The 25,020-nt window shown below is 68.0% G+C and carries 20 protein-coding genes and 1 pseudogene; 11 read left to right on the top strand and 10 right to left on the bottom strand.

Translation table 11 applies throughout. The annotated features are described in order from the left end of the window. The first annotated feature begins 23 nt into the window (after window positions 1-23). Window positions 24-1,160: an alpha/beta fold hydrolase gene (locus OV287_RS13280; protein ID WP_267534388.1), complete on the top strand. Its 1,137-nt coding sequence runs from the start codon at window positions 24-26 to the stop codon at window positions 1,158-1,160. Beyond that, complete coding sequence (locus OV287_RS13275) at window positions 1,157-2,056, top strand: alpha/beta fold hydrolase (protein ID WP_267534387.1); 900 nt, start codon at window positions 1,157-1,159, stop codon at window positions 2,054-2,056. The genes OV287_RS13280 and OV287_RS13275 overlap by 4 nt, the downstream gene beginning before the upstream one ends. A gap of 26 nt (window positions 2,057-2,082) precedes the next feature. Here OV287_RS13275 and OV287_RS13270 read toward each other — a convergent pair whose 3' ends face one another. Continuing rightward, window positions 2,083-2,517: a hypothetical protein gene (locus OV287_RS13270; RefSeq protein ID WP_267534386.1), complete on the bottom strand. Its 435-nt coding sequence runs from the start codon at window positions 2,515-2,517 to the stop codon at window positions 2,083-2,085. Beyond that, window positions 2,518-3,156 (bottom strand): hypothetical protein, encoded by a 639-nt coding sequence (locus tag OV287_RS13265; RefSeq protein ID WP_267534385.1) that lies wholly within the window; start codon window positions 3,154-3,156, stop codon window positions 2,518-2,520. 149 nt (window positions 3,157-3,305) lie between these two features. Here OV287_RS13265 and OV287_RS13260 point away from each other — a divergent pair, with 149 nt between their 5' ends. The 5 genes from OV287_RS13260 to hemA all read left to right on the top strand — a co-directional run bounded on the left by OV287_RS13260 (window position 3,306) and on the right by hemA (window position 11,244). Next, complete coding sequence (locus OV287_RS13260; RefSeq protein WP_267534384.1) at window positions 3,306-4,571, top strand: pyridoxal phosphate-dependent aminotransferase; 1,266 nt, start codon at window positions 3,306-3,308, stop codon at window positions 4,569-4,571. A gap of 308 nt (window positions 4,572-4,879) precedes the next feature. Next, window positions 4,880-6,439: a hypothetical protein gene (locus tag OV287_RS13255; protein WP_267534383.1), complete on the top strand. Its 1,560-nt coding sequence runs from the start codon at window positions 4,880-4,882 to the stop codon at window positions 6,437-6,439. 170 nt (window positions 6,440-6,609) lie between these two features. After that, window positions 6,610-8,136 carry a glucose-6-phosphate dehydrogenase gene (gene zwf, locus OV287_RS13250; protein ID WP_267534382.1) on the top strand — a complete coding sequence of 509 codons (1,527 nt, stop codon included), beginning with the start codon at window positions 6,610-6,612 and terminating at the stop codon, window positions 8,134-8,136. Window positions 8,137-8,328: 192 nt separating this feature from the next. Then, a complete protein-coding gene (locus tag OV287_RS13245) occupies window positions 8,329-9,870 on the top strand; it encodes a peroxidase family protein (protein ID WP_267534381.1) in 1,542 nt (513 codons plus the stop codon). A gap of 123 nt (window positions 9,871-9,993) precedes the next feature. Next, window positions 9,994-11,244 carry a glutamyl-tRNA reductase gene (gene hemA / locus OV287_RS13240; RefSeq protein WP_267542341.1) on the top strand — a complete coding sequence of 417 codons (1,251 nt, stop codon included), beginning with the start codon at window positions 9,994-9,996 and terminating at the stop codon, window positions 11,242-11,244. 67 nt (window positions 11,245-11,311) lie between these two features. Here the strand turns inward: hemA and OV287_RS13235 are convergent, their stop codons facing one another. The 3 genes from OV287_RS13235 to OV287_RS13225 form a co-directional block, all read right to left on the bottom strand. Next, window positions 11,312-13,090 carry a di-heme-cytochrome C peroxidase gene (locus tag OV287_RS13235; RefSeq protein WP_267534380.1) on the bottom strand — a complete coding sequence of 593 codons (1,779 nt, stop codon included), beginning with the start codon at window positions 13,088-13,090 and terminating at the stop codon, window positions 11,312-11,314. Between the two features lie 170 nt (window positions 13,091-13,260). Next, window positions 13,261-14,667 carry a ribonuclease H-like domain-containing protein gene (locus OV287_RS13230; protein WP_267534379.1) on the bottom strand — a complete coding sequence of 469 codons (1,407 nt, stop codon included), beginning with the start codon at window positions 14,665-14,667 and terminating at the stop codon, window positions 13,261-13,263. Between the two features lie 12 nt (window positions 14,668-14,679). Beyond that, a complete protein-coding gene (locus OV287_RS13225; RefSeq protein WP_267534378.1) occupies window positions 14,680-17,097 on the bottom strand; it encodes a DEAD/DEAH box helicase in 2,418 nt (805 codons plus the stop codon). Window positions 17,098-17,247: 150 nt separating this feature from the next. Here OV287_RS13225 and OV287_RS13220 point away from each other — a divergent pair, with 150 nt between their 5' ends. Beyond that, complete coding sequence (locus OV287_RS13220) at window positions 17,248-17,943, top strand: phosphoribosyltransferase (RefSeq protein WP_267534377.1); 696 nt, start codon at window positions 17,248-17,250, stop codon at window positions 17,941-17,943. Between the two features lie 12 nt (window positions 17,944-17,955). Here the strand turns inward: OV287_RS13220 and OV287_RS13215 are convergent, their stop codons facing one another. The 5 genes and pseudogenes from OV287_RS13215 to OV287_RS13195 all read right to left on the bottom strand — a co-directional run bounded on the left by OV287_RS13215 (window position 17,956) and on the right by OV287_RS13195 (window position 22,175). Then, window positions 17,956-18,426 carry a hypothetical protein gene (locus tag OV287_RS13215; protein ID WP_267534376.1) on the bottom strand — a complete coding sequence of 157 codons (471 nt, stop codon included), beginning with the start codon at window positions 18,424-18,426 and terminating at the stop codon, window positions 17,956-17,958. Further along, window positions 18,423-19,139, bottom strand: a complete 717-nt coding sequence (locus OV287_RS13210) for a DNA-3-methyladenine glycosylase family protein (protein ID WP_267534375.1) — start codon at window positions 19,137-19,139, stop codon at window positions 18,423-18,425. Before OV287_RS13210 ends, OV287_RS13215 begins: the two co-directional genes overlap by 4 nt. Window positions 19,140-19,192: 53 nt before the next feature. Then, complete coding sequence (gene sitI6 / locus OV287_RS13205; RefSeq protein WP_267534374.1) at window positions 19,193-19,900, bottom strand: SitI6 family double-CXXCG motif immunity protein; 708 nt, start codon at window positions 19,898-19,900, stop codon at window positions 19,193-19,195. A 19-nt stretch (window positions 19,901-19,919) separates the two neighbouring features. Then, a pseudogene (gene sitA6, locus OV287_RS13200) lies at window positions 19,920-20,636 on the bottom strand (SitA6 family polymorphic toxin lipoprotein). 30 nt (window positions 20,637-20,666) lie between these two features. After that, on the bottom strand, window positions 20,667-22,175 hold the full coding sequence (locus tag OV287_RS13195) for an FAD-dependent oxidoreductase (protein ID WP_267534372.1): 1,509 nt from the start codon (window positions 22,173-22,175) through the stop codon (window positions 20,667-20,669). Window positions 22,176-22,395: 220 nt separating this feature from the next. Here OV287_RS13195 and OV287_RS13190 point away from each other — a divergent pair, with 220 nt between their 5' ends. The 3 genes from OV287_RS13190 to OV287_RS13180 all read left to right on the top strand — a co-directional run bounded on the left by OV287_RS13190 (window position 22,396) and on the right by OV287_RS13180 (window position 24,989). Next, a complete protein-coding gene (locus OV287_RS13190) occupies window positions 22,396-23,715 on the top strand; it encodes a sensor histidine kinase (protein WP_267534371.1) in 1,320 nt (439 codons plus the stop codon). Then, window positions 23,712-24,119 (top strand): response regulator, encoded by a 408-nt coding sequence (locus tag OV287_RS13185; protein ID WP_267534370.1) that lies wholly within the window; start codon window positions 23,712-23,714, stop codon window positions 24,117-24,119. The genes OV287_RS13190 and OV287_RS13185 overlap by 4 nt, the downstream gene beginning before the upstream one ends. A 132-nt stretch (window positions 24,120-24,251) precedes the next feature. Next, window positions 24,252-24,989 (top strand): MerR family transcriptional regulator, encoded by a 738-nt coding sequence (locus tag OV287_RS13180; RefSeq protein WP_267534369.1) that lies wholly within the window; start codon window positions 24,252-24,254, stop codon window positions 24,987-24,989. The last annotated feature ends 31 nt before the right edge of the window (window positions 24,990-25,020 follow it).

Raw genomic sequence — 25,020 nt, 5'->3', positions numbered from 1 at the left:
ACTCTTCCTCCTGGAGCCCTCTCGTGAATCGGCCCGCCCAAGCCTTCCAGCGGATCCGCTCGTTCGTCTCGTCCCAGGTCGACGTCTCGCGCTCTCTCGCGCAGGCCCTGCAGGACCGCTCCATCAATCCGTACCCGTACCTCAAACCCATCTTCGAGAAGGCCGCCGGGGTGCGCGAGCCGCCCATCAGTCCCACCCCGCACTCGGTGGTGTACACGCGCGGCAGCATGCGCCTGTTGCGCTACGCCCCGACCCGGCGCCGCTACCGCACGCCCATCCTCTTCGTCTACTCGCTCATCAACCGCTGGTACATCCTCGACTTCCTCCCCGGCCGCAGCCTCATCGAGTACCTCACCCACCAGGGCTATGACGTCTACGCCATCGACTGGGGCTTCGCCGGGCAGGATGAGCAGAGCCTCTCCTGGAGCGAGCTGCTCGGCGGGCACATCCGCAGCGCCGTGCGCTGGACACAGCGCGTGAGCGGCAGCGACGACGTGACGCTCTACGGCTACTGCATGGGCGGCACCATGGCCCTGGCCTACACCGCGCTCTACCCTGAGGGCGTGAGCAACCTGGTGGTGCAGGCCACCCCGGTGGACTTCACCAAGGGCGGCATCTACTCGCTGTGGACGCAGCCTCAGCACTTCGACGTGGACTCGCTGGTGGACGCCTATGGCAACGTGCCCACCTACGTGCTGGAGAGCGGCTTCTTCATGGCCGGCCCCGTCCAGCGCATCACCAAGTGGCTCGACGTGTGCCGGCAGATCGACGACCCGGCCTACGTCACCACCTTCCTCGCGCTGGAGCGCTGGGGCTCCGACGCCGTCCCCTTCCCGGGCGAGGTCTACCGGCAGTACATGCGTGACTGCTACCAGCAGAACCTCTTCTGCCAGAACCGGATGGAGGTGGGTGGCGAGCGGGTGGACCTGGGAAGCATCCAGTGCCCCGTGCTCAACATCATCGCGGAGCATGACAACATCGCCCCACCGGCCATGAGCGAGCCGCTGCCAGGCCTGGTGGGCACGAAGGATTGCGAGACGATGCATTTCCCGGTGGGCCACATCGGCCTGTCGGCCTCCAGCAAGGCGCCGGTGAAGGTGTGGCCGCGCGTCGCCGGCTGGATGGGCCCGCGCTCGCAGCCGATGGAGGGCGGGGAATGAACGAGGCACAGGTACGGCAGCAGCAGGTACTGTCGCGAGAGGGCTCCGTGCGGCTGCGCGACGGGCGCAAGCTGACCTACGTCGAGTCCGGGAACCTGGAGGGGCAGCCTGTCATCTTCATGCATGGCAACCCGGGCTCGCGCTACATGCGGCACCCGGATGATGCGCTCACGGCCAGCCTGGGGGTACGGCTCATCACCCCGGACCGTCCGGGCTACGGGCAGTCGGACTTCAAGAAGGGCCGCACTCTGCTGGACATGCCGGCGGACATCGAGCAACTGGCCAACACGCTGGGGCTGGGCCGCTTCGCCGTGATGGGCGTGTCCGCGGGAGGCCCCTACGTGGCGGCCTGCGCGTACCGCCTGGGTGAGCGGCTCACGGGCGCGGCCATCGTCTCCGGCTCGGCGCCCTTCAACCGCACCGACGCCATGGCGGGCGTCAACCGGGACTACCGCGCCGCCTACAGCATGGCCATGTGGCCGGGCTGGCTGCTGGAGCCGGTGATGCGCCTGCACGACCGGAGCGTCCGCCGCAAGCCCGACTCCGCCCTGGTCGCCCTGATGAGGGAGTGCTCGGCGGATGACCGGGCCGTGCTGTCGGACCCGGCCATCGCGAAACAGGTGAAGGGCTTCCGCTTCGAGGCCTCGCGCCAGGGCGTGCAGGGGATGATTCAAGAGGCCCGGCTGCTCACCTCACCGTGGGGCTTCCCGCTGGAGGACATCCGCATCCCAGTGCACCTCTGGTACTGGGAGGGCGACTCCATCGTGCCGCTGCAGATGGGTCGCTACCTGCACTCGCGCATCCCGAGCACGGTGCCCCACTTCCTGCCGGGCGGAGGACACTTCTCCCTCTACTCGAACTGGAAGGACATCCTCACCTCACTGGTGCGTGCCTGACGAGGGCCGAGCCGCCGAGGGCTTTTCTACTCCATCGCCAGAATGCGCCCCCGCGCGTCCACAGCGTAGACGGCACCGGCATCGAGAACGATCGCATCGATGCCGCACCTCGAAATCACGGGGAAGAAGCGGACGAAGTAGAGTTCCTCGCTGGCCTGAAGAACCGACGTATCGTACGTGTCCCAGCGAGACAGACATTCCCCGAGCAGCGCATTGTCTGCATTTACCTTGCTCCCGGGTGGCAGGAACTCATCCATTGCCACCTTGACCGCCTGCATCGCCGGCCCGCGCAGGTGCGCTCCCTTCTCGAAGGAATTGGGGAACTTCACCTTCTCGGCCTCTTCGGGAGGCGCCCACTCCGCTTTCTGGTGTCTGTAGATTCCCAGGAATCCACAACCCATCCAGGAGCCCGAACAGAAGAGCACGACAAGATACAACCATCTCATGTTCCACTCGCCCAATCAGGGTAGCCAATCCTGCCCATCCAACAACTCGACCTCACCGTAGAAGCCAGTAGCCCTACCAATGGGCATCCATCGCCCTTCGCGCAGGGCCATGACGAATCGCGTCGTATTGTTATACAGATAGGCTCTACACTCCCCGGTTTTTTCCTTGAAGAAGAGTAGCAACTCACGATCCCAGATCCGCCCCGTCTGGCCATCAACGAAACGTGTGGGACGCCAGTGCCTCGATTCGCTGGTATCCTCGCTTGAGAACTTACGGTTGTTCGGATGGGAGTGAGCCGCGCCCAGGATGATGGCGTCCTTGTGCTCGGGATCGTCAAGTGATCTGGGCATTTCACAAAATTTCCTCCCTCCCTCCTTGGTGCCCCCGATGTCGGAGAGATAGCTGAGGAAGAACGCGTCCTCTGCCCCCGAGTAATAGTGCAGCGCGCAGTACTCGAAGCCGTAGGCACCGTTCGATGCTCCCGGCTGGCGGGTCATGATCTCACAGGCGTTCGCGGCCAGTTCCTCCGACGTCTTGAACGGTCCCGCCAGCGGCCCAGCGACCTGAAGCCACCCATCTTCCCTGCGGTGTACTCGGACGTTGGGGTTGGGGGCCGAGCATCCCCAAGAGCCCCCCACCAGCCAGAGCAGCACCCAGCAACAGCACCTGAACATACCGCCTCCCTGAAAGCCCTCTTCGAAGTGGGAGGAACAGTTCCAAGGTTATCAGGGGACCACACGAAGAACGAGCATGGACGATTCGCTAGCTGAAGGCCCCACCGTTCTCCGCTAGCGTCCGGGGCGTGAGCGACGACACCAGCCTGCCAGCGTTCCGCACCGTGCCGCGCACGGGCGTCATTTATGTCACCACCGAGGCCACGCGCCGAGGCTACCGGGGGGGAGACCCCGACTGGTGCAACCTCGGCCAGGGCCAGCCCGAGACGGGCGATCTGCCCGGCTCCCCGCCCCGGATCAGCAGCGTCACCGTGGACGTGAACGACCTGGAGTACGCCCCCGTGGCCGGCCTCTGGGAAGTCCGCGAGGCCATTGCCTCCCTCTACAACCGGCTCTACCGGCGCGGCCTGCCGAGCCAGTACTCCGCCGAGAACGTCTCCCTCTCCGGCGGAGGCCGGGCGGCCCTCACCCGCGCCGCGGCCAGCCTCGGCAGCGTCAACCTCGGCCACTTCCTCCCGGACTACACCGCCTACGAGGAGCTGCTGGACGTCTTCAAGGCCTTCACCGCCATCCCCATCCTCCTCGAGGGCGAGCGCGGCTACGCCTTCACGCACGAGGACCTGCGCCGAGAGATTCAGGGCCGCGGCCTCTCCGCCCTCCTCTTCTCCAACCCCTGCAACCCCACCGGCAAGCTGGTGCAGGGCGACGAGCTTGCGCGCTGGGTGTCCGTCTCCCGGGAACTGGACTGCTCCCTGCTCATCGACGAGTTCTACTCGCACTACCTGTGGACGAGCCGCCCCGGCCACCTCCCGGTGGAGAGCGCCGCCCGCTACGTGGAGGACGTCAACAAGGACCCCATCGTCCTCTTCGACGGCTTCACCAAGAACTGGCGCTACCCGGGCTGGCGCATGACGTGGACGGTGGGCCCGCGCCAGGTCATCGACGCGGTGTCCAGCGCGGGCAGCTTCCTGGATGGAGGCGGCAGCCGGCCCCTGCAGCGCGCCGCGATTCCCCTGCTGGAGGAGCAGTTGGTGGTGAAGGAGACGCTCGCCATCAACCAACACTTCCGGGAGAAGCGCGATCGCTTCCACTCGCGCCTGGAGCGGCTGGGCATCCGCACGGACCGTCCGCCCGATGGCACCTTCTACGTCTGGGGCAACGTGGCTGGGCTGCCTGCGCCCCTCAACGACGGCATGGGCTTCTTCCGCGCCGCGCTCGACGAGAAGATCATCACCGTCCCCGGTGAGTTCTTCGACGTGAACCCCGGCAAGCGGCGCGCCCGCCCCTCGCGCTTCCGCAGCTACGTGCGCCTGTCCTTCGGCCCCCCCATGGAGGTGCTGGAGAAGGCCCTGGGCCGCTTGGAGGCCCTGGTGCTCCGCTATACCGGCAGCTAGTAACGATCCCGGTGGGTGCCTTCCTGCCCGCCGGCCAGGCCTCACTGGAAGCGGAATGGAAGCGGGTGCTGCTGCGCAACCACGGCATCCGCTTTGAGTAACCGCCTTCAACCCCGCCGACCGCCACTGCTTCGGCGGCACGGCTGGTGCCGGCTCAAGCTGTGGCGGCGCCACCACCTGAAGCGCGGCTTGGTGTTAAGGCGCCGCGCTCACAAACCTCATCACGGCAACTCCATTGGAAATGGGTGGCCTGGAATGCACACGCGTGCGCCGGCTCCCCATCCACTCCCAACACTTGGAGCAACCGAATGAGCATGATGCGGTGGAATGAGGATGAGGCACGCCGACTGATTCTCGGGCAGATGGTGTCGCTGATCGACGGAATGCGGACGCAGTCCATCCGCTCCAGCACGGGAAAATTCCGTAAGCGCGAGCCGATCTCCGTCTTCCGGCCCCAGACGCTCCAGGAGTTGATGGCCCAGGTGGAGGGGGAGCTGGAGAAGCTCGTCGCCGAACACGGCCAGCTCCGCGACTTCGCGGAGTCCATGCGCACCCTGCTGCGGCGCATGCCCGACGCCAGCCTCCTGGAGATGTACGACGCGGTGATGGACGCCGCGGAGCAGTGGCTGGGTGACGTGGCAATCGAGGACGCCGACGGAGTGCGCTCCGACGAGCAGCACCCTACTCAGCTCGAGGAGGTCTCCCTCCTCATCGACGACCTGCGCCGCGAGCGCCGCAAGCCCACCCGCCGCGAGAAGCTGGCCATCCACATGGCGCACGAGGCACTCGCCAACGGCTCCCGCCTGCAGCTGCCCTACAAGCCCCTGCCCATCCCCGGCTTCGGCGACACGCAGACGTACATGTCCGTCACCGACCCAGGTGAGGGCCACATCGCCGGCACCACCACCCGCGAGGACTGGATGCGCGGCGTGCTCGTCCACGTGGAGCACCTGGAGCGCGGACACCAGGATCGCGAGTCCGTGGAGTCCTACCGGATTCCCCGCATCCTCAACGTGGCCAAGGTGCGGCTGCACGTGGCCGGGCGCGCGCCGGTGACCAGCTTCATTGGCCGGCCCATGTTCGACAGCGGCAAGTTCCACCTGGACCTGTGGAAGACGGTGCAGACCATGTCCGGCACCTGCACCGCCATGTTCCAGATGGGCGTGGCCGAGTGCAAGGTCGCCATGGATCGCATGACGGCCTCGCAGATCATCGAGTTCATGCGCGGCCTGCGCAGCAACATCCTGCGCGATACACGCACCCAGCTCCTGTCCGCGGCCTTCAACCTCAACACCCCCCTCGTGGATGACCGCGACGGCCGCTCGCGCGTGGTGACGAACCGCAAGGAGATCGGCCTGCTGGGCATCGAGCTCGTCAAGGCCGGTGGCTTCGACAAGGTCACCTGGGACGGCGCGGCGGACACCTACCCCAGCCTCCCGGTGATGGAGCAGCTCACCCACGCCGAAGCGCTGGAGCTCGTCCACCGGGCGCACGAGCGCGGGCTGCGCACCTACTTCTCCGCAGGCTTCCGCTACCCCCACATCCCCCTGGCCGTCTACACTGGCGTGGACGGAGTGGGCATCGGCGGCGCGCAGATCCTCCGGTACATGGACTCGCAGACCGGCTTCCACGGCCCCTTCCAGCCGGAGAACATCTCGCGCATCCTCGCCATCCGCGACGAGGCCGCGCGCAGCCCGCTGGGACGCGCCGCCGCCCTGCTGGCCCGGCTCGACTGGCTGTCCTCCCAGCGCCGCCTGGACGACCGCCAGGAGGAGTACCGCGCCGGCCTCTACGAGGCCCTCTCCCGCCAACAGGTGGACTCGGTCCTCCAGGGATTCGATGCCCAGGGCTGGACCGCCACCGTCTGAGCAGCCCCTGTCCCACCCCTGAAGGGCCGAGGGACCCGCCGGGCGCGACCGCGAGCAACTGGTCCGATGGTCGGACCAGTCGGTGCCGCGCGCGTCCGGAGGGCGCCCTCGCCCGAGTCCCGTTCCCGAGAGCGCCCCACCGGGGTGCACCACCCCTTGGAGTCACGTCCATGCAGTCCGCAGCATTTCGGATGGAAGAACCCCTGTCGTCCGAGGCCTCCATGCGAGCCGAGCCCTGCGCCTTCGTCCTCTTCGGCGCGTCTGGAGACCTGGCGCGGCGCAAGCTCCTCCCCGCGCTCTACCGGTTGGCGCTGGAGGGCTACCTGCCTCCAGAGTCCGCAATCGTCGGCGCGGCCATCCAGCACATGAGCACCGAGCAGTTCCGCGCCAGCATGCGCGAGGCCCTCGAGCGCTCCCCCGAGGCCGGCCACGTGGACGAGACAGCCTGGCGCGCCTTCTCCCGCCGGCTCCACTACGTCCCCATGGACATCTCCAGCGCCGAGGACTACCGGCACCTGGGCTCGGTGCTCGAGCACGTGGACCGCGAGTATGGCACGCGCGGCAACCGCATCTTCTATCTGTCGCTCGCGCCCGCGCTCCACGCCGAGGCCGTGCGCCACCTGGGAGAGACCGGGCTGACGCACGCCCACTCGCCCGCCTGGGTCCGTCTCGTGGTGGAGAAGCCCTTCGGCACCGACCTCGAGACGGCGCGCTCCCTCAACCAGGGCATCCACCGCTACCTCGACGAGTCGAGCGTCTACCGGATGGACCATTACCTGGGGAAGGAGATGGTGCAGAACCTGCTCGTGCTGCGCTTCGCCAACCGCATCTTCGAGCCGCTGTGGGACCGCAGGCACATTGACCACGTGCAAATCACCAGCGCGGAGACGGTGGGCGTGGAGGGACGCGGCGGGTACTACGAGAAGGCGGGCGTGGTGCGCGACATGCTGCAGAACCACCTGCTTCAGGTGCTCGCGATGCTGGCCATGGAGCCCCCGTCGAGCCTGTCACCCGAGGCGGTGCACAACGCGAAACGCGAGGTGATGGCGTCGGCGCGAGCCTTCACACCCGAGCGCATCCGCACCGAGTGCGTGCGCGGCCAGTACGGCCCGGGGCACATCTCCGGCCAGCCCGTGCCCGGCTACCGGCAGGAGCCCGGCGTCGAGCCCAGCTCGCGCACTGAGACCTTCGCGATGCTGACCATGCGCTTCGACAACCCGCGGTGGGCCGGAGTGCCCTTCTACGTGCGCTCGGGAAAGCGGCTGGCCCAGCGGCTGACGGAGGTGGTGGTCCAGTTCAAGGATGGTCCGCTGGCCCGGGGCACGCCCAACCAGCTTCACCTGCGCATCCAGCCCGACGAAGGCATTGCCCTGCGCTTCGCTACGAAGGCTCCGGGGCGGGCGGTGCACCACCATGATGTGGCCCTGGACTTCCGCTACGGGTCCACCTTCGGAACCCGGCTGGCCGAGGCCTATGAGCGACTGCTGCTGGACTGCATGCTCGGCGTCTCCACGCACTACGTGCGCAATGACCTGGTCGAGCGCGGCTGGGAGCTCGTCATGCCCCTGCTGGAGGCCTGGGGTGCGGCGCATGACGAGCTGCCACTCTCCACTTATGCCGCAGGCACGTGGGGCCCGGCCGCCGCGAGCCACCTCTTGGAGGCCCACGGCCGGTGCTGGAGCGCCAACCAGGCCTGAATGAGCTCGTGAGGCTGCTCGCCTTGCGAGGAGACAGGTTCGGCTCCGCTTTCGGTCACTTCGCCCCGCAGTCCATCACAGTCCACCCCCTGCCTCTCTACCTTGCCAGCAGGAGGCGGAACCTCAATGACCGGGACGCATGCCAATCGCCTCCTGAGCATGACCGGCGTCTCGCAGTCAGGAGCAACCACGATGTTGCATGGTGAAACCCAAGTTCGAGGCCACAACCCTCCCGAGTCGCAGTTTCATGATCGAGGACGCTTCGGCCGGCTCTTTCCGGGTCTGCCGGTCTTCGCCCCCGACAATGACAAGGTCCGTGAGGCGCTCTTCGAGCTCGGCAGGCGCGGGGGCTTGATGGACGCCCTGGACACCCCGCCTCCGGCGACGGTGCCGCCACCGCCGCCGACGCAACTGCCCAGCAACCCCAACAATGATGCCATCCTCGCGGGCTTCACGTTCTTCGGGCAGTTCACCGACCACGATCTGACGTTCGATCCGACTTCCATCCTGGAGCGGCAAAACGACCCGGAGGCCATCGAGAACTTCCGCACGCCGGCGTTCGAGTTGGACAACGTGTATGGCTCCGGCCCGCGGGTCTCGCGCCACCTCTACGACATCAATGATCCGGCGAAGTTCCTCATCGAGAAGCTCGCCGGCCCCGGCTCCAACGATGACATGCCGCGCAACAGCCAGAACACCGCGCTCATCGCGGATCCACGCAACGACGAGAACACCATCGTCTCGCAGTTCCACGTGGCCATCCTCAAGTTCCACAACGCCGTCGTCGATCACCTGCGCAAGAAGAACCCCAACGACCCGCAGGTCTTCGAGAAGGCCCAGCGGATGGTGCGCTGGCACTACCAGTGGATCATCCTCCACGACTTCCTCCCGAAGATCGTCGGGGAGAAGGTGTTGGCTGACGTGCTGGACGACCGCCCGCGGGAGCGGTTCTTCCGGTGGAGGCACGAGCCCTTCATCCCGGTGGAGTTCTCGGTCGCCGCCTACCGCTTCGGGCACAGCCAGGTGCGTCCCGCCTACGGGGTCAACAACGACGGCTTCGCCGCGCCCATCTTCGACGATGCCCTGGCTCCGACTGCGGCGGACCCGAACGATCTGCGCGGGGGCAAGCGCGCCTTGCGGCGGTTCGTGGACTGGTCGCGATTCTTCGAGGGACTCGGAGGCGACCCCACCAGGCGCAACCCCAGCAAGCTCATCGACGCCCGGCTGTCGACCCGGCTCTTCAACCTGCTCCCCGGGGCGCCTGGCCAGGTGAGTGGGGCCAACCTGAAGACGATCACCAATCCCGAGTCGCTCGCGCAGCGCAACCTGCTGCGGAGCCTGGCCCTCCGGCTCCCCTCGGGTCAGGCCATGGCGAAGCGCCTGGGCATCAAGCCCCTGAAGCTCGATGAACTGGCCCAGTTCAAAGTCGGGTTCGAGACCTCCAGTCCGCCCTGGTACTACATCCTCAGGGAGTCGGAGCTGGATGCGGGCAACAACGGCGTACGGCTCGGGCCGGTGGGCGCGCGCATCGTGGCCGAGGTCTTCATCGGCGTGCTCCGGGGCGACCGGTTCTCGTTCCTCAACGCCAACCCGAACTGGAAGCCGGAGCTCGCCAACTCCGAGGGCAAGTTCCTCATGGCGGACCTGCTGAAGTTCGCTGGCTTCCCGGTGGTGCCCGTGCCGGCCCCGGCGCCCCCGGCGCCCCCGGCTCCCCCGGCTCCCCCTGCGCCGTAACACCCTGAACGGGGGCCCTCATTCATACGAGGGCCCCCTCTTTTTCTTCAGCTTCCACCCGGAGCAGGACGGACCATGAACGCACGCGAACCAGGCCATTCCTCGTCGAGGACGTCGAAGACGGTGGAGTTGCTGTGCATCGGGCTGTCCTACCGGACGGCGCCGCTGACGGTCCGCGAGCGGCTGGCGCTGCCCGGGGACCAGCAGGTGGAGCTGCTGCGACGGCTCGGTCAGGTTCCCGCCGAGGCCCTGCTCATCTCCACCTGCAATCGGGTGGAGCTGTACCTGGCCTCGCCAGATGTGGCCCGAGCGCGCCAGCTCGCTCGCGAGGAGTTGGGTCGGCTGGGTGGCCCGGAGGTGCTCGAGCAGCTCTATGAGCACCAGGGCGAGGCCGCGCTGACGCACCTCTTCCGTGTGGCCTCCAGCCTGGACTCCATGGTGCTGGGCGAAGCACAGGTGTTGGGCCAGGTGAAGGATGCCCTCGAGCACAGCCAGGTGGCAGGCACGGTACATGGCGAGCTGTCGCGCATGTTCGCCGCGGCCTTCCGGTGCGCCAAGCGGGTGCGCACAGTGACGGCCATCGGCATGGCGGCTACGTCCATGGCCAGTGCGGCTGTGACACTCGTCAACAAGGCCTGGGATGGGCTCGCGGAGCGGACGGTGCTGGTGGTGGGGGCGGGCGAGATGTCCTCACTGGCTGCGCGGCACCTGCGGCGGGCGGGAGTAGGCCGCCTGGTGGTGGTCAACCGCACGCTCGCGCGCGCCGAGGCCCTCGCCTCCGAGGTGGGTGGCACCGCGCGTCCGCTCGAGGAGCTGTTCACCCTGCTCGCCACCGCCGACGTGGTGGTGAGCGGGACGTCCTCGCCAGTGCCGCTCTTCACTCGGGAGAACGTAGCGCCGGTGCTCGAGACGCGGCAGCGGCCGCTCGTCATGGTGGACCTGGCTGTGCCACGCGACATCGCTCCCGAGGTGGGCTCGATGAAGCGGGTGCACGTCCTCGACGTGGACGACATCCAGCGTTTCGTCCTGGAGAACTCGGCAGCCCGGGCCGAGGAGGCTCGGAAGGCAGAGGCACTGGTGGCCGAGGAGGTGGCCCGCTTCATGCGCGAGCGGGCTGTGCGCGACGGCGTGCCCGTTCTCTCCCGCCTGCGCCAGCGCGCTGACACCATCGCTCGTGCCGAGGTGGAGCGCACGCTCTCCTCGCTCGGCGAGTCGCTCTCCGACAAGCAGCGCAAGAGCGTCGAAGCCATGGCACGCGCCATCATCAACAAGTTGCTGCATGAGCCCACGGCGCGTCTGCGGGCGGTGGGCACCGAGCAGGAAGACATGCTGCTGGCCCATGTCACCGCGGAGTTGTTCGGCCTCCACGACTGACCTTCCTGGCCGTTCTCTCACCAGCCGGCCAGGCCTCCGGGCAAGCAGATACACGCCTCTAACGGCCTCAGAGCGACTTCAGGTACTCGATCAGATCGCGCTTTTCTTCGTCGGACAGGCCAGTCCCATACTCATGCCCTCCGTTGCCGTTTCCGGGCATCGACACGTCGAAGATGAAGCGGGCCTTGCCTGGCACTTCGGTGACGTAGCCGACCTTCTCCGGGTCGTACTCGTGCTGGCCCAAGGGGAAGCGCGCTGGGCGCCTCGCCGCGGGCAGCAGGAGATCCCACAGCGTGGGCACCGAGCCATTGTGCAGATAGGGCGGGCTCGCCCAGATGCCCGCCAGCGGCCGGGACACATACCCCAGGGGAGCGCGCCAATAGACAATGCTCGGCTCCAAGGGGTTGATCTCCGACTGGCTCAGCGCCTCTCGTGCGTAAGCCCGCTGCTTCACCCGCGAGAGCAGGTCCTGCAACGCCGCGGGGAACTCCAGGTCCCCCACCATCGACGCGAAGCTCCGCGCCCGGTTCCCATCCGTGCCCACGACCTCCAGGGGAATGACTCCCGGCTTCTCATGGCACTCCTGACAGTTCTGGGCGAAGAGCCCGCTCCCGCGCTCGATGCGCGCTGCATCCAGTGCCCCGAAGGCGTCCTCCGGCCATCGGGGAGAGACAATCTTGCGCGAGAGCCGCTCCAGCTCCGCCAGGTTGCGCGGCAGGACGGAGGACTCGAAGGTCCGGCGATCAACCACCGCCCCCATGCCGAGCGCCTGGCCAATGTTGCGCTCCATGATCGAGTTGGTGTTTCCATCCCAATGCAGCCACGGGCTCGTCTGGAACTCCCAGAGACAGGGATAGCTCACCGGAGCGTCCAGCACACCCGCCACCTGGGGCCCGAACAGCACGCCGCGCGCCACGCCGAAGGCATCCACCCGGCCAGGGCCCGCATAGGTGGCGAACTTCAGCTTGCCCAGCCGCATGAAGTACAGCAGGTGTCCTCGCAGCACCCGGATGGCATCCGGCACCGTGCGCACCTGCCTGCGGCTCAGCTCGTGGACGTACTGTCCAAGCTGCTCATCGAACTCCCGCAGGCGCGCCGGCTCGGGCCCGAGCATCGGCGGCCGACAGGGGCTCAGCTCCTGCGAGCCGCAGTACCACTCCACTTCGGCCTTGAGCTTCTCCCGAGCGCTCGAGCTCCCATCCGGGAGGAGGTCCGTATCGGGATAAGCCTCCTGCAGCCGGTCATCACTCACCTCCTCCAGACGTGGCGGCGCGCCCGTGCGCGTCTGCTCGGGCAGGTACACAGCCAGCCGTTGGAGAAACGCCAGGAGTTGCGCCCGGTCCACGAGCGTCCTGGACATCACCTCGACGGCCTCTCGGTTGAAGTCCTCCATATTGAGGAGGCTCGGCGCACCATCCACCCGCACCCGGGCGTCGCGGTAATGGAACTCACCCACGTGGCAGGCCGCACAGTTGGTGCCCACGCGCGCCACGGGATGACGCTCGGTAGCGGGCACGAGCGCCACTCCCACCGGCAAGCCCTCGGGACTGTCCGGGTCCGCCAGCAGGCCAAAGCGCTCGGGCGCATCCAAGAAGGACTGGAAACTGTCCCCTCGCCCTTCCAGCGTGCTCCGGCTCGGCAAAGCGCGGAGCACGGCGAGCCAGAGGTGCTCATTGCCCTGAGCCAGGTGGTAGAAGCCCTCGCGCTCCCGCTGGGACAGCCCGGCCGGCGGGCCACTGCCTCCCGTGTCAGGTGGTGGGGAGGTGCGTGGAGCTGATGCACAGCTCCCCAGCACCCCCGCGAGGACCAGCCAGACGAGCCCCCCCCCTGCATTCCTGCCGTCCATGGCGACACCTCCGCGTCTCCCCAGTGGGAGAATCAGGCGCGCCCTACTTTGGAGGTACCGAAGTGCGGTTCAAGTGCCCGCGTGTGCCTCCCATACCCAGGCCGGATGGAAGCACCAACTGTCTGACAATGCATTGACCCGAAAGGGAGGCTTGCTCCGTCCACTCCCGCTCACTTGCTGAAGTCCAACGCATACTCACGCGACACACGGGAGAGCTTGCGCTCCAGACGCTCGACACGGCGCCGCAGCGCGTCGGCGCTCTCCGCGGGTGCGGCGAGCTGCGCGTGGTGCAGGGCGCGCGGGAGGTCCTTGAGGCCGTGCTCGTACAGCTTGGCCAGCGAGAGGTGGAGGGGCGCTGCCTGGTCCGCCCGCGCCGACGCGAGCGCCCGCTGCAGGTTCGCCACTGCCGTCCGGTCATCCCCCACCCGGCGTGACAGGCGAGAGGCCAGCGCGAGCGCCTCGGTGCCCACGGCCCCGGAGTCTCCTGCGGCGGCGGCCCGGGCAAAGGCATGGGCCCGCTCGTAGTCCCGCGCTCGGAGCGCCACGCCCGCGAAGCCCAACAAGTCGCGCGGATCCTCGCCCTCGGCGCCGCTCGCCCGGAAGCGCCGCACCAGCACGCCCAGCAGCGCCGCCAGCAGCAGCAGGTCGTTTGCGTTGTGCTCCAGCACCGGAGTGAGCGCCGAGCCATCCGCGCCCCGCAGGAAGCGGAAGTAGAGGTCCGGAATCAGCGACCCGTCCACGTCCCCCACCCGGTGGTACCCGAGCACCTGCTCCTCCAGGTGCACCAGCCGCGTCCCGGAGCCGCGGTACTTGAAGACGCGCCGCGCGCAGTGCAGCAGGTCCAGGTGTGGCAGATCGGCGGGAGGGGCCACGCGGTTGAGCACGAAGCGCGTGCGCAGCAGCGGCCAGTCGAAGCTCTTGCCGTTGAACGTCACCAGGCAGGAGGACTCCGCCATGCGCCCGGCCAGTGCCCGCAGCATCGGCGCCTCCTCGCCCAGCTTGTTCAGGAAGAGCTGGTGTACCCGGAGCGAGCGGCCCTCAAACCACGCCAGGCCCACCAGGAAAGGCACGGTGCCCGTTCCTCCCGCGAGCCCCGTCGTCTCCGTGTCGAGGAAGAGCATCCGCTGGAAGTCCACGCCCGCCAGCCCCGGCTGCAACGCGAGGCTCGCCACCAGCGGAGACTCCACGTCCAGGGCCTCCGCGAGCGGTGCGTTGCCATGCTGATGGTCCGGAGACAACACACGCTCGGCGACATGGATGAGGCCATGCGGTGTCGTCCGCGACTCCACGGGAAGGGGACCTGGACGCGGCGCCTGAGAGGGACCCCGGCGCGCCACCGCTGCGCCCTGACGCTCGGCCCAATCGCCGAGCATGCGGCGCAGCGCCACCACGCGCGGGTCCAGCTCCTTCCGAGGCTCCGCCGGGGCGGGCGTCTCCACGGGCGCGGGAGGCACCTCTACCGGAGGGGCGGCTGACACTTCACCCGCTGGGGCTTCCGGAGCAGGAGACGGCTTCGCCCCTGGCTTGCCGCCAGGACCGATGCCGCCAAGCCGAGCCAGCTTGCGTTTCAAGTCCACGGCGCACCTCGCCTACTGAAGGGCCACGACCCCAAGGGCCGAGAGGATTTCCAGACCAAGCCGCTTGCGCGGGTGGGTATCCACCGGAGCGCTCCCGGGCATGGCGCCCGCGGCCGGACCGATGCACGCGGGGCACCCGTCCTCGCAGCCGCACGACTCGAGCAGCCGCCGCGCACGCCGCAACAGCTCGTCTCGCTGGTCAAACAGGCGCGCGGCCAACCCCACCCCACCGGGGATGTTGTCGTAGAGGAAGATGGTCGGGTCGAACCCCACGCCTCCGTCCTTGCGCGGCGGTCCGTCCGCGTCGTCCTTGCTCCCGAGCGTCTTGCCCAGGTCCCTTGGGTCGATCATCAACCCCACGCAGGCCACCGTCCGCAGCGCGCTGGCGATGCCTCGGAGCGCATCGATGACGGCGGGCCTCGGCGCGCCCAGCGAGCGCACCACGCTCTCCGGTACGGTGAGCCAGAGCGACGTGGTGTGCATCTGCATCTCGGGCAGGTTCACGTCGCCGTAACCCACGTTCTCGTGCGTGTGGTACTTGATCTTCTTGTAGCCCACCACCTTCTCGATGACGCTCACCTCGCCCATGCCCGCCTGGAGATCCGGGCCCATGGCGGCGCCCTGGTCCTCCTGGATGACATTGACGCGCACGTACGTCATCGCATCGGTGAAGTAGTCCGGCGCCACCTTGCGCACGTAGGCCTTGTGGTTCTCGTAGTCGAAACGCTCGACCTGATACTGCTCGGCCTCGTGCTGGTAGATGGCCTGCTCGTGCAGCATCGTGTGCGCCGAGCGGAAGTCCATCTCCGCCAGCGTCCGGTCCGTGCCCAGCTCGATGATGACCACGTTGTCCCAGCCTACGCTGCGCAGCGAGACGTGGTTGGCCGGGTACGCGTCCGCGGACCAGTGGAACATCCGCTTGCCCTCAGCGCCCGGCGTGGGGTGCACCACCTCGTGCTGTGCGAGGTACCCGAGCGCGTCCGCCGTGGACTCGGCCGGCACATCCCCGAAGGTGTCTCCCTCCTCGAAGGGCAGCTCGAAGGCGGCGCACTTGAGGTGCTGGACGAGGATCTCCACGTTGTCCGGATCGATGCGCGCGTGCTCCACCGGGGCACCGGTGAGCGAGCGCGGGTCCCCCGCGAGGTACTGGTCCAACGGCGCGCTGGAGGTGACGAGGAGTGCGAGGCTGCCCGCGCCCCGGCGTCCCGCGCGGCCGAAGCGCTGCATCAGCGCCGCCACCGAGCCCGGGTAGCCCGCGCACACCACCGCGTCCAGCGAGCCGATGTCGATGCCCAGCTCCAGCGCGTTGGTGGCCACCACGCAGCGCACCTCACCGGCGCGCATGGCGGCCTCGGTGGCCCGGCGCGTCCCCGGCAGGTAGCCGCCGCGGTAACCCTGGATGAGGTTCGGGTCCATCTTGTCCGCGATGAACTGGTCGCGGAGGTACTTGAGCATCACCTCGATGTTGTTGCGCGACTGGCCGAAGAGCAGCGTGGAGACTTCGGCACGCACCAGGTCCGACACCAGCCGCACCGCGCTCTTGAGGTAGCTGGCGCGGATGCCCAGCTCCGCGTTCACCACCGGCGGGTTGTAGACCATGACCCGGCGCTCTCCGGCGGGAGCACCGCTCTCGGAGACGAGCGCCACCTCGCGTCCCAGCATCCGCTCGGCGTGCGCCTTCGGGTTGCCGATGGTGGCCGAGGCCAGGACGAACACCGGCGACGAGCCGTGGAAGGCCGCCACACGCTGCAGCCGGCGCAGCACGTTGGCCAGGTGCGAGCCGAAGACGCCCCGGTACGTGTGCAGCTCGTCGATGACGACGTAGCGCAGGTTGGAGAAGAGCCGCGCCCAGTTGGCGTGGTGCGGGAGGATGCCGGTGTGCAACATGTCCGGGTTGGTGAGCACCACGCCGCTGCGCTCGCGAGCCGCTCGCCGCGCATCCCCCGGCGTGTCGCCGTCGAAGGTGATGGCGCCGTGCTCCAGACCCGCCTCGCGCATGAAGACGCGCAGCGACTCCTCCTGGTCCCGGGAGAGCGCCTTGGTGGGGAAGAGGTAGAGGGCGCGCGCCCCCGGCTCCCGTGCGAAACGGTCCAGCAGCGGCAGGTTGTAGCAGAGGCTCTTGCCCGAGGCCGTGGGCGTGGCGATCACCAGGCTGCGCCCGGAGCGCGCGAGTCGGTAGGCCTCGGCCTGGTGGGAGAAGAGCTGCTCGATGCCGCGGCTCCGGAGGGCCTCGCGCACCTGGGGCGCCACCTCATCGGGGATGGGCGCATAGGAGCCGGAGCGGGCCGGCGCCACCTCGTCGAGGACGAAGCTGGGCGAGAGCTGTCTGTCGTCGCGCCAGCCCTGGAGGACCGCGTCGAGACCGCGGGGACCCGACCAGGGCTTGCGCCGGGAACCGGTGAAAGCGCCTTCTTCCTTCTCTCGCTTCATGGGGCCGGGCACTGTACAGACGTGCACCCGGCGAGGCAACGCACGAGCGCACTCCTTCCAGGGGAGCGTCCCGGCGAGCGTCGTGACATGGACGCGCGGGTGGCTTCTCCGCATTGCAGCGACTGGGAGTGCACCGCACGTTGTGCGCAAATGGATGCTCCTTTCCTCCACCGGACCGAGGCTGGGGAGAGGCTGGCCCGGTCCCTCCCGCACCTCGCCGGGCGCGAGGACGTCACCGTGCTCGCCCTGCCCCACAGTGGCGTTCCCGTGGCCTTCGAGGTCGCCCGTGCTCTCGAGGCGCCGCTGGACCTGGCCGTCGTCCAGCCCATCCTCCACGCGATGGGACCGCCCCGGCACGAGGTGACACTCGGGTTGCTGGGCTTTCCCGAGTCCTTGCAGCTCCACGAGGCAACGCTCAACGCGCTGAAACTCTCCGACGAGGCGCTCAGTCAGGCCCTGTCCCGCGCCCGCCAGCAGCTGCGCCAGCGCCTGCGCGCCATGCGGCCGAGTGCTCCAGCGCCTCCGCTCGCGGGAAGGACCGTGGTCGTCGTGGATGATGGCACAGCCGCGGGAGTGGCACTCCGGCGCGCCGCCGGACTCCTCCGGAGAGCCGGTGCGCGCACCCTGGTAGCCGCCGTCCCCATGGCCTCCGAGGAGGCGCTGCGCCTGCTTGCCACCGAGTTCGAGGAGGTCATCTGCTGCTCCCAGCCAGAGCCCTTCGTCTCCGTGCCGAGCGGATACGAGCGCTACCCCGACGTCACGGATGCGCAGGTGCGCGAGTTGTTGACACGGGCCAGGGAAGGATACGCGCCGCGGAAGATGGCTCCCAGGGACGTTCGGATTTGAGGGGCTGGACCCCTACTGGCCTTCCGCTTCCGGCCGGGGACCGAACTGCTGCCGGACCCGCTCAGCGGGAGCGTGGAGTCCCGCTTCCTCGAGACACCTGGCCGCCCAGACGCCCGCTGCGTCCAAGCGGGAGACGATGGTGTACGGAACGGGCGGTGGCTTGAAGTGGAAGATGACGCCCATCGTCAACCGGACCAGGGGCGAGGTGACGACGTACGCAATGCCCAGCACGGTCTGGCGCATGAGCGCCTCGTTCTGCTTGAGCCATTCCACCTGCCGCTGCCGCTGCTCGCTCGAGACCTGACCGAGAGTGCTCACGTCGAAGATGAGGGCGTGCCGCTCCTGCCGCTGCATGAACTGGGTAGACCTGGAGAGATAGTCCTCGGCCTGCTGGGGAGAGAGCTCGCCAGTGAGCCGCACCACCATCAGCGGCCACAGCGAGTCATCGAAAGTGACAGACCCAGTGGGAGGCAGTCCCGTCACGCCCTCCCTCCACCGGGGGCACCGGGCTTGTCCAGCTCCAACGAGCGCCACAGGTACCAGCTCGCCACCGAGCGCCACGGGCGCCAACGCTCACCGTACGCCAGCAGCTCCTTCGGGCGCGGCATCTCCTCGAGGCCGAACGTGCGCATGAAGCCCTTGCGGATGCCGTAGTCATCCACCGGCAGCACGTCCGGCCGGCCCAACCGGAACATGAGCAGCATCTCCACCGTCCACTGCCCGATGCCGCGCACCTTCGTGAGGTGCTCCACCAGCTCGGCGTCGCTCATGCGCTTCGCGCGGGCCAGCGTGGGCACCTCGCCCTCCAGCGACTTCGCCGCCAGGTCTCGCAGCGCCGCCGTCTTCGCGCCCGACAGGCCCGCCTCGCGCAGGCTCTCCACCGGATGAGCGAGCACGGCCTCGGGCGTGAAGCTCCGCCCCTTGCCCACGCGCTCGCAGACGCGCCCGAAGATGGTGGCCGCCGCCTTGCCCGTGAGCTGCTGGTAGACGATGGACTCCGCCAGCGCCAGGAAGGGGCTCTGGATCGAATTCACCTTCATGCGGAAGGGCCCCACCTGCTTCATCAACGCGCCGAGCGTCGGATCCGCCTTCACCAGCACTCTGCGCGCCGCGGGCGTGAAGCCCTCGGGCAGGAGGCTGTCGGCGGAGGGAAGGGAGTCGGTGGCAGGGAGAGCACGAGCGGTCGCGGCGGGCATGAGCTCATCGTGATACCCGCGCGAGCCCCGCACAGCAACAGGCGCAGCGCGTCCTACTTCACTGGCAGAGGCTGGAAAACTACACCATCCAGGCCCAGGCGCTTGCTGGCGTCGGCGAAGCGCTTCGTGCAGACGATCACCTGGGAGAAATCCTCCAGCCGGAACAAATCCAGGTCCCTCGGAAGAGTGGTGGCATCCAGCAGGAGGTCATCGGGCAACGGAATAGAACTCCGGCCACAGCGCGAACAGGGTGGTTGGTAATCAGGAGGCAGACAATCCCGGTGCAGGCGGCCCATCGGGAGGATTTCCAACTCGAACAACTCAGGCGAGTTGCGCTGGCGGAAGCGTAGCTCAGTACGGCAGCCCTTGAGTCCTCGGATGTCCTTGGCCTGAAGCTTCTCCAGTGCGTCGCGCTGCACCAGCAATGAGAAATAGCTCATAACGAACGACCCGAAACGGCCCTGCGCCTTACCAACCAATGGGCCAAAATCCGACCCAGGTTCCAAAATGGCCCCCGGAGGTAGCAGGGGACGTACCAGTTCACACAGTCGTTCATACTCCTCGATGGGCTCGGGCCGGGCCTCCTCGAAATCGGCCAGGGCTGCCACCGGAGTCAGGTCCACGGAGGGGTATATGAAGCCGGCACTCCAAGTGGCATCGCAGGCTGGGCAGTGAACTCCCGGCAGCCCCCACTTGTGCACGGCATCAACGAAGCCCGTGTAACCTGCAGACCTGTCTTCCTCGATGACGAAGTATTGCATACGTACAATCACCATAAACTCAATCGCAATAGTAGGGTACGAGCGGCCCGTTCACGCCAAAGCGCATCATGAGCTCGCCCGCGAACCGCCACATGTCCTCCGCCTTGGCGGTTTTGCGGTTCTTGATCATGAAATCCCGCCACGCTTAGTTCCATTGCCCGCCGTTGGGCCCACCACTGTGCAGCCATCTATGGAAACTTTGGGGGATTCGAATGGTGAAGGCATGGATGTCGAGGCCCTCGCGCTTGAACCACCTGGCCAGCCCTGGCTCTTGCGGGAAGATATGGTGCTTCTCGAAGGGCTCGCGTGGGATGAGGCACTGGCTGAGGTAGAGCCTGCGCTTGCTCAACTCCCGGGTCTTCCAGTTGTGCCACGGGATTTCGAAGACAGGAGACGCGTAGCGGGGCTCGGCCAGGGGGTGCCCCCACCAGCGGCTCGCGTTAGGACCCGGCCCCAGAGGCAAGGGGAGCATCGGCTCCGTCTGCGGCACCAGCACCTGTGCCAGGAGTACGGGGTGGTCATCACCCTCCGTGACATCCTGGCAGCGCCAGATGGCACAGCGCTCCTCGTCACACAGCGGCACCACGCATGTCGGGTCGGCGCGAGCATCCTCCCACGATGAGGACACGGCCTTGGGTGCCTCGACGTCCTCGCGCTCTACGGGCGCCGAGGTGACACAGGCGGTCAGCAGCAGGCCGAGGAGCGCAAGGCCCCTCCCAGAGCACAAGAAGGTCATGCGGCCCATGTTACGGGCCGCTGCCCCGGCTCAACGGATCTTCTTCGACGGCAGGCCCTTCACGGCCGGGCCGTTGAGCACCTCGCCCGTCGGGCTGTAGCGGGCCCCGTGGCAGGGGCAATCCCAGGAGCGCTCGCCCTTGTTCCAGTGCACGTGACATCCCAAGTGCGTGCACACCGGGCTCACCGCGTGCACCGCCCCGCTCTCCTCGCGGAACACGGCCACCTTCTTCCCGTCCACCTCCAGGATGCGGCCCTCTCCAGGCGGCACCTCGGACAGGTCGTGCCCGTCCGGTTTCGCCAGCCGGTCCGCCACGAAGCGGAAGGCCACCTCCGCGTTCTCCTGGATGAAGTCCTTGGCCCCCGCCTTCGGCTTCACCCGCGTGGCGTCGTACAGCGCCGCGTACGGGTTCTGCCTCTCGAGGATCAGGTCCGTCAGAATCATCCCCGCCAGCGTCCCGAACGTCATGCCCGTGCCCGAGAAGCCCGTGGCCACCCAGACGTGCCGCGAGTTGCTGTTGCGCCCGATGTACGCCAGTCCATCCGCCGGCTCGATGACCTGGCCGGACCAGCGGTACTCAAGCTGCGTCACCGGGAAGCGCCGCCGCGTGTACTCCTCCAGCGCCGCGTAGTGGCGGTCCGTGTCCTCCTCCGTCCCCACCTTGTGGTCCTCACCACCGACGATGACGTAGTCCACGCCCTCCACCCGCTGCGTGCGGATGTAGTGATACGGCTCCTGGCTGTCGTAATAGAGCCCCGCCTCCAACGGACCCTCGAGCCGCCCCGCCACCGAATACGTCCGGTACGGATACAGCTTGGTGTGCAGGAAGACGCGGTTGAGCGGCGTCGTCGTGGCCTCCACCACGTCCCGACAGGTGATGATGCCCCGCGCGGTGTGCACCCGGCATGGCACCCCCTCGTACAGCTCCGTGACCTGCGTCTCCTCGAAGATGTGGCTGCCGTCCCCCAGAATCCCCTCCGCGAGCGCCAGCAGGTACTCGCGCGGGTGGAACTGCGCTTGATCCTCCACGCGCAGCGCCAACTTCACCGGGTATGGCAGCGGCACCTCGTTCGTCAGTGCGCACATCAGCCCCGCCTGCCGCGCCGCGGTCGCCTCGCGCTCCAGCTCTCTCGCCTCCCGCTCCGTCTCCGCGTAGCGGTACCCGGGCAGCCGCTGGAAGCCGCAGGAGATCCGCAGCCGCTCCACCAGCCCGGCGATCTGCTCGATGGCGGCGCGGGTGGACTGGGCGGCCATCCTCGCCCCCATCTCCCCAAAGTCCGAGGTCAGGGTGGAATAGGGCGTATCCAGCAGCTCGGTGAGGTGCGCCGTCGTCTGCCCCGTCTGCCCCGTCAGCAGCCGGTGCATCTCCACCACCGCCACCTTTTTGCCTTCCTGTTTGAGCAGGTACGCCGTGGTGAGCCCGGCGAGGCCTCCGCCGATCACCACCACATCCACCTCGAGATCCCCCTGCAGCGCCGGGTAGCGCCGCGCCGGGGCCGACACCGTCCACAACGACTTGTGCGTGCGCTCTTCCACCATGCCCCAAAGGCTAGGAACGAGGCCGGGGGCCGGTAGAGCGAGCGGCCGGGCTCCCTCGCATGCCTGCCTGTCCTCCACTGAAGCCTCGGGATGTGCAAGAACCAACACCCGGGTCTACCGGATGTTGGCCAGTGGGGTGCTGTTGGCGCACAACCGTGGGGATCCTCTGCTCTACTGACTAGTAACAACTTCGACCCTGAGGACCCCGGAGCGCCGCGTCTTGCCATCCACCGCTGCCCTGCCGTCGCCGTCCGCGCCCGGCCCCGAGGCGCGACTCGCCTTCGCCGAGCTGTTGCTCGGTTGCGAGGATGCCAGGATCTGCGCCGAGGCCGCGGTGGCGTGGCTCATCCACCACGCCCAGCTGAACCAGGTGCTGTGCCTGGCTCCCGATGAGTCGGACTCGCACTGTCTGGTCCCCCTGGCCTGGCACGGGCTGCCCACCCCCGAGGGCTTCACGCTCGCCCTGCATGACGTGAAGCACCCGCTGGTGGAAGCGCTCCAGTGGAGCGAGCCCCGCTGGTTCCATCCCGGCCAGCTCCCGCCGGAGCTGCCGCTGTCCAGTCACGGCCTCTTCACCCTGTCGCTCGGCCGCGCCACCTCGGGGACGCCCGCGCCTGGGCTGCTGCTGGTGGCCGCGCCCGAGCCGGTGCTCTCGCCCGACGCACCGTGGCTCGCCGGCAACCTGGGCGTCCACCTCACCCGGCTGTACAAGGGCCGCCAGCTTATGCGGCTCGAGGAAGCCTCCACCGAGCTGGCCGCCCGAGTGAACGCCGCCACCGAGGAGCTGGCCACGCAGAACGAGCTGCTGCGCCGCCAGGCCATCCAGCTCGAGCAGGCGAGTGCTGCCAAGTCGCAGTTCCTCGCCAACATGTCCCATGAGCTGCGCACGCCGCTCAACGCCATCCTCGGCTACACCAACATGCTGCTGCAGGGCGTCAACGGCGAGCTCGCCCCACCCCAGCGCCGCAGCCTCACCCGCATCGACTCCAACGGCCGTCACCTGTTGGAGATCATCAACGAGATCCTCGACATCACCCGCATCGAAGCGGGGCGAATGCCGCTGCACCTGTCCGAGTTCCGCATTCCTGAGCTCATCCAGGAGGTCATGGCCGAGTTGGATCCCATCATCGTGCGCTCGAAGCTGGCCGTGAGCGCGTCGTTGGATCCCAACCTGCCTCCGGTGTACAGCGATCGTCAGAAGGTGAAGCAGATCGTCGTCAACCTCCTGTCCAACGCCCTGAAGTTCACCCACGAGGGCGCAGTCAAGGTGCTGGCCTCTTACGAGGTGGCCACCGCCGCGCTGCACATCTCGGTGGCGGATACGGGAATCGGGATCGATCCCATCCACCAGGAGAAGATCTGGGAAGACTTCCAGCAGGTGGATAGTTCCCCCACACGGGCCTATGGCGGAACGGGCCTGGGGCTCTCCATCTGCCGCCGGCTTGCGGCTATGCTCGATGGGCGCATCTCGCTCAAGAGCGCTGTGGCGCAGGGCTCGACGTTCACGCTGCACCTTCCACGACGCACGAGGCGGACATGAACAGCCCAGCTCTCAACGACCCCGCGCCCCTCGTGCTGATCGTCGATGACTACCAGGATGCCCGCGAGATGTACGCGGAGTACCTCGAGTACTCCGGCTACCGGGTAGCCGAGGCGCGCAACGGGCTGGAGGCCGTGGAGAAGGCCTTCGCGCTGCACCCGGCCCTCATCCTCATGGACCTGTCCCTGCCGGTGATGGATGGCTGGGAGGCCACGCGCCGCCTCAAGGGTGATGCCCGCACGCGCTCCATCCCCGTGGTGGCCCTCACCGGCCACGCGCTGGACGGACACTCGCGCGAGGCCCAAGACGCCGGCTGCGATGCCTACGTCACCAAGCCGTGCCTGCCGGATGCGCTGGTGCGCGAGGTACAGCGAGTGCTGGCCACCGTGGCTCCGGCCGCGTAGCCGCTCGCGCTCACGACGCCCGACCGGCTGCCAGGCGGACAGGCTCTGATTTTCCCCCTTGAGCCTCACGCGACGTGAGGGTGTACCCATCCTCGCAGCCACACACCGGTGTGGTCGAAAGGAGCGTGCACCATGCAGCCCGAACCCCTGAAAGTAGGCGAGCTCGCCCGGCGGACCGGGCTGTCCATCCGTACCCTGCACCACTACGACGAGCTGGGCCTGCTCTCGCCGTCGCTGCGCACGGCATCCGGCTATCGGCTCTACACCCCGGAGGATATCGCCCGACTGCAGCGCATCCTGTCCCTCCGCCAGCTCGGCTTCTCACTGGAGGAGATCAAGCGCTGCATCGACGAGCCCGGCTATTCGCCCGTCCGAGTGCTCGAGCTGCACCTCGCCCGGGCTCGCGAGCAGCTCGCCCTCCAACAGGAGCTGTGCAAGCGCCTGGAAGCGCTCGCCACGCAGCTCCGCTCGGCGGAGACACCGTCCGTCGATCAACTCGTTCAAACCATTGAGGTCATGACCATGTTCGAGAAGTACTACACCCCGGAGCAGCTCCAGGAGCTCGAGGCGCGCCGCCAGACCCTGGGAGAGGACGCCATCCGCGAGGTCCAGGAGGAGTGGCCTCGGCTCATCGCCCAGGTGAAAGCCGAGCTGGAGAAGGGCACCGACCCGACCAGTGAGCCCGTACTGAAGCTCGCTCGGCGCTGGCAGGAGCTCATCCAGGCCTTCACCGGCGGCAACCCCGGCATCGAGAAGTCGCTGAACAGCATGTACCAGCAGGAGCCGGGCATGGGCGCCAGGTTCGGGATGGAGCCGCAGCTCATGTCCTACGTGGGTCGCGCCATGGCCGCGCTGAAGAAGCCCGAGTAGTGCGCCCGCCCTTCACCGGCCGCGGGGCCAC

The organism is Archangium lansingense (assembly GCF_026626635.1).
In the GTDB taxonomy this organism is placed as follows: Bacteria; Myxococcota; Myxococcia; order Myxococcales; family Myxococcaceae; genus Archangium; species Archangium lansingense.
The sequence above is the reverse complement of the archived record's forward strand: the minus strand, read 5'-3'. Positions and strand labels throughout refer to the sequence as shown.

Coding starts and splice junctions, on each gene's coding strand:
- OV287_RS13275 (WP_267534387.1), top strand. CDS start 1,157: ATGAACGAGGCACAGGTACGGCAGCAGCAGGTACTGTCGCGAGAGGGC.
- OV287_RS13255 (WP_267534383.1), top strand. CDS start 4,880: ATGAGCATGATGCGGTGGAATGAGGATGAGGCACGCCGACTGATTCTC.
- zwf (WP_267534382.1), top strand. CDS start 6,610: ATGCAGTCCGCAGCATTTCGGATGGAAGAACCCCTGTCGTCCGAGGCC.
- OV287_RS13245 (WP_267534381.1), top strand. CDS start 8,329: ATGTTGCATGGTGAAACCCAAGTTCGAGGCCACAACCCTCCCGAGTCG.
- OV287_RS13235 (WP_267534380.1), bottom strand. CDS start 13,090: ATGGACGGCAGGAATGCAGGGGGGGGGCTCGTCTGGCTGGTCCTCGCG.
- OV287_RS13225 (WP_267534378.1), bottom strand. CDS start 17,097: ATGAAGCGAGAGAAGGAAGAAGGCGCTTTCACCGGTTCCCGGCGCAAG.
- OV287_RS13220 (WP_267534377.1), top strand. CDS start 17,248: ATGGATGCTCCTTTCCTCCACCGGACCGAGGCTGGGGAGAGGCTGGCC.
- OV287_RS13210 (WP_267534375.1), bottom strand. CDS start 19,139: ATGCCCGCCGCGACCGCTCGTGCTCTCCCTGCCACCGACTCCCTTCCC.
- sitI6 (WP_267534374.1), bottom strand. CDS start 19,900: ATGCAATACTTCGTCATCGAGGAAGACAGGTCTGCAGGTTACACGGGC.
- OV287_RS13195 (WP_267534372.1), bottom strand. CDS start 22,175: ATGGTGGAAGAGCGCACGCACAAGTCGTTGTGGACGGTGTCGGCCCCG.
- OV287_RS13185 (WP_267534370.1), top strand. CDS start 23,712: ATGAACAGCCCAGCTCTCAACGACCCCGCGCCCCTCGTGCTGATCGTC.
- OV287_RS13180 (WP_267534369.1), top strand. CDS start 24,252: ATGCAGCCCGAACCCCTGAAAGTAGGCGAGCTCGCCCGGCGGACCGGG.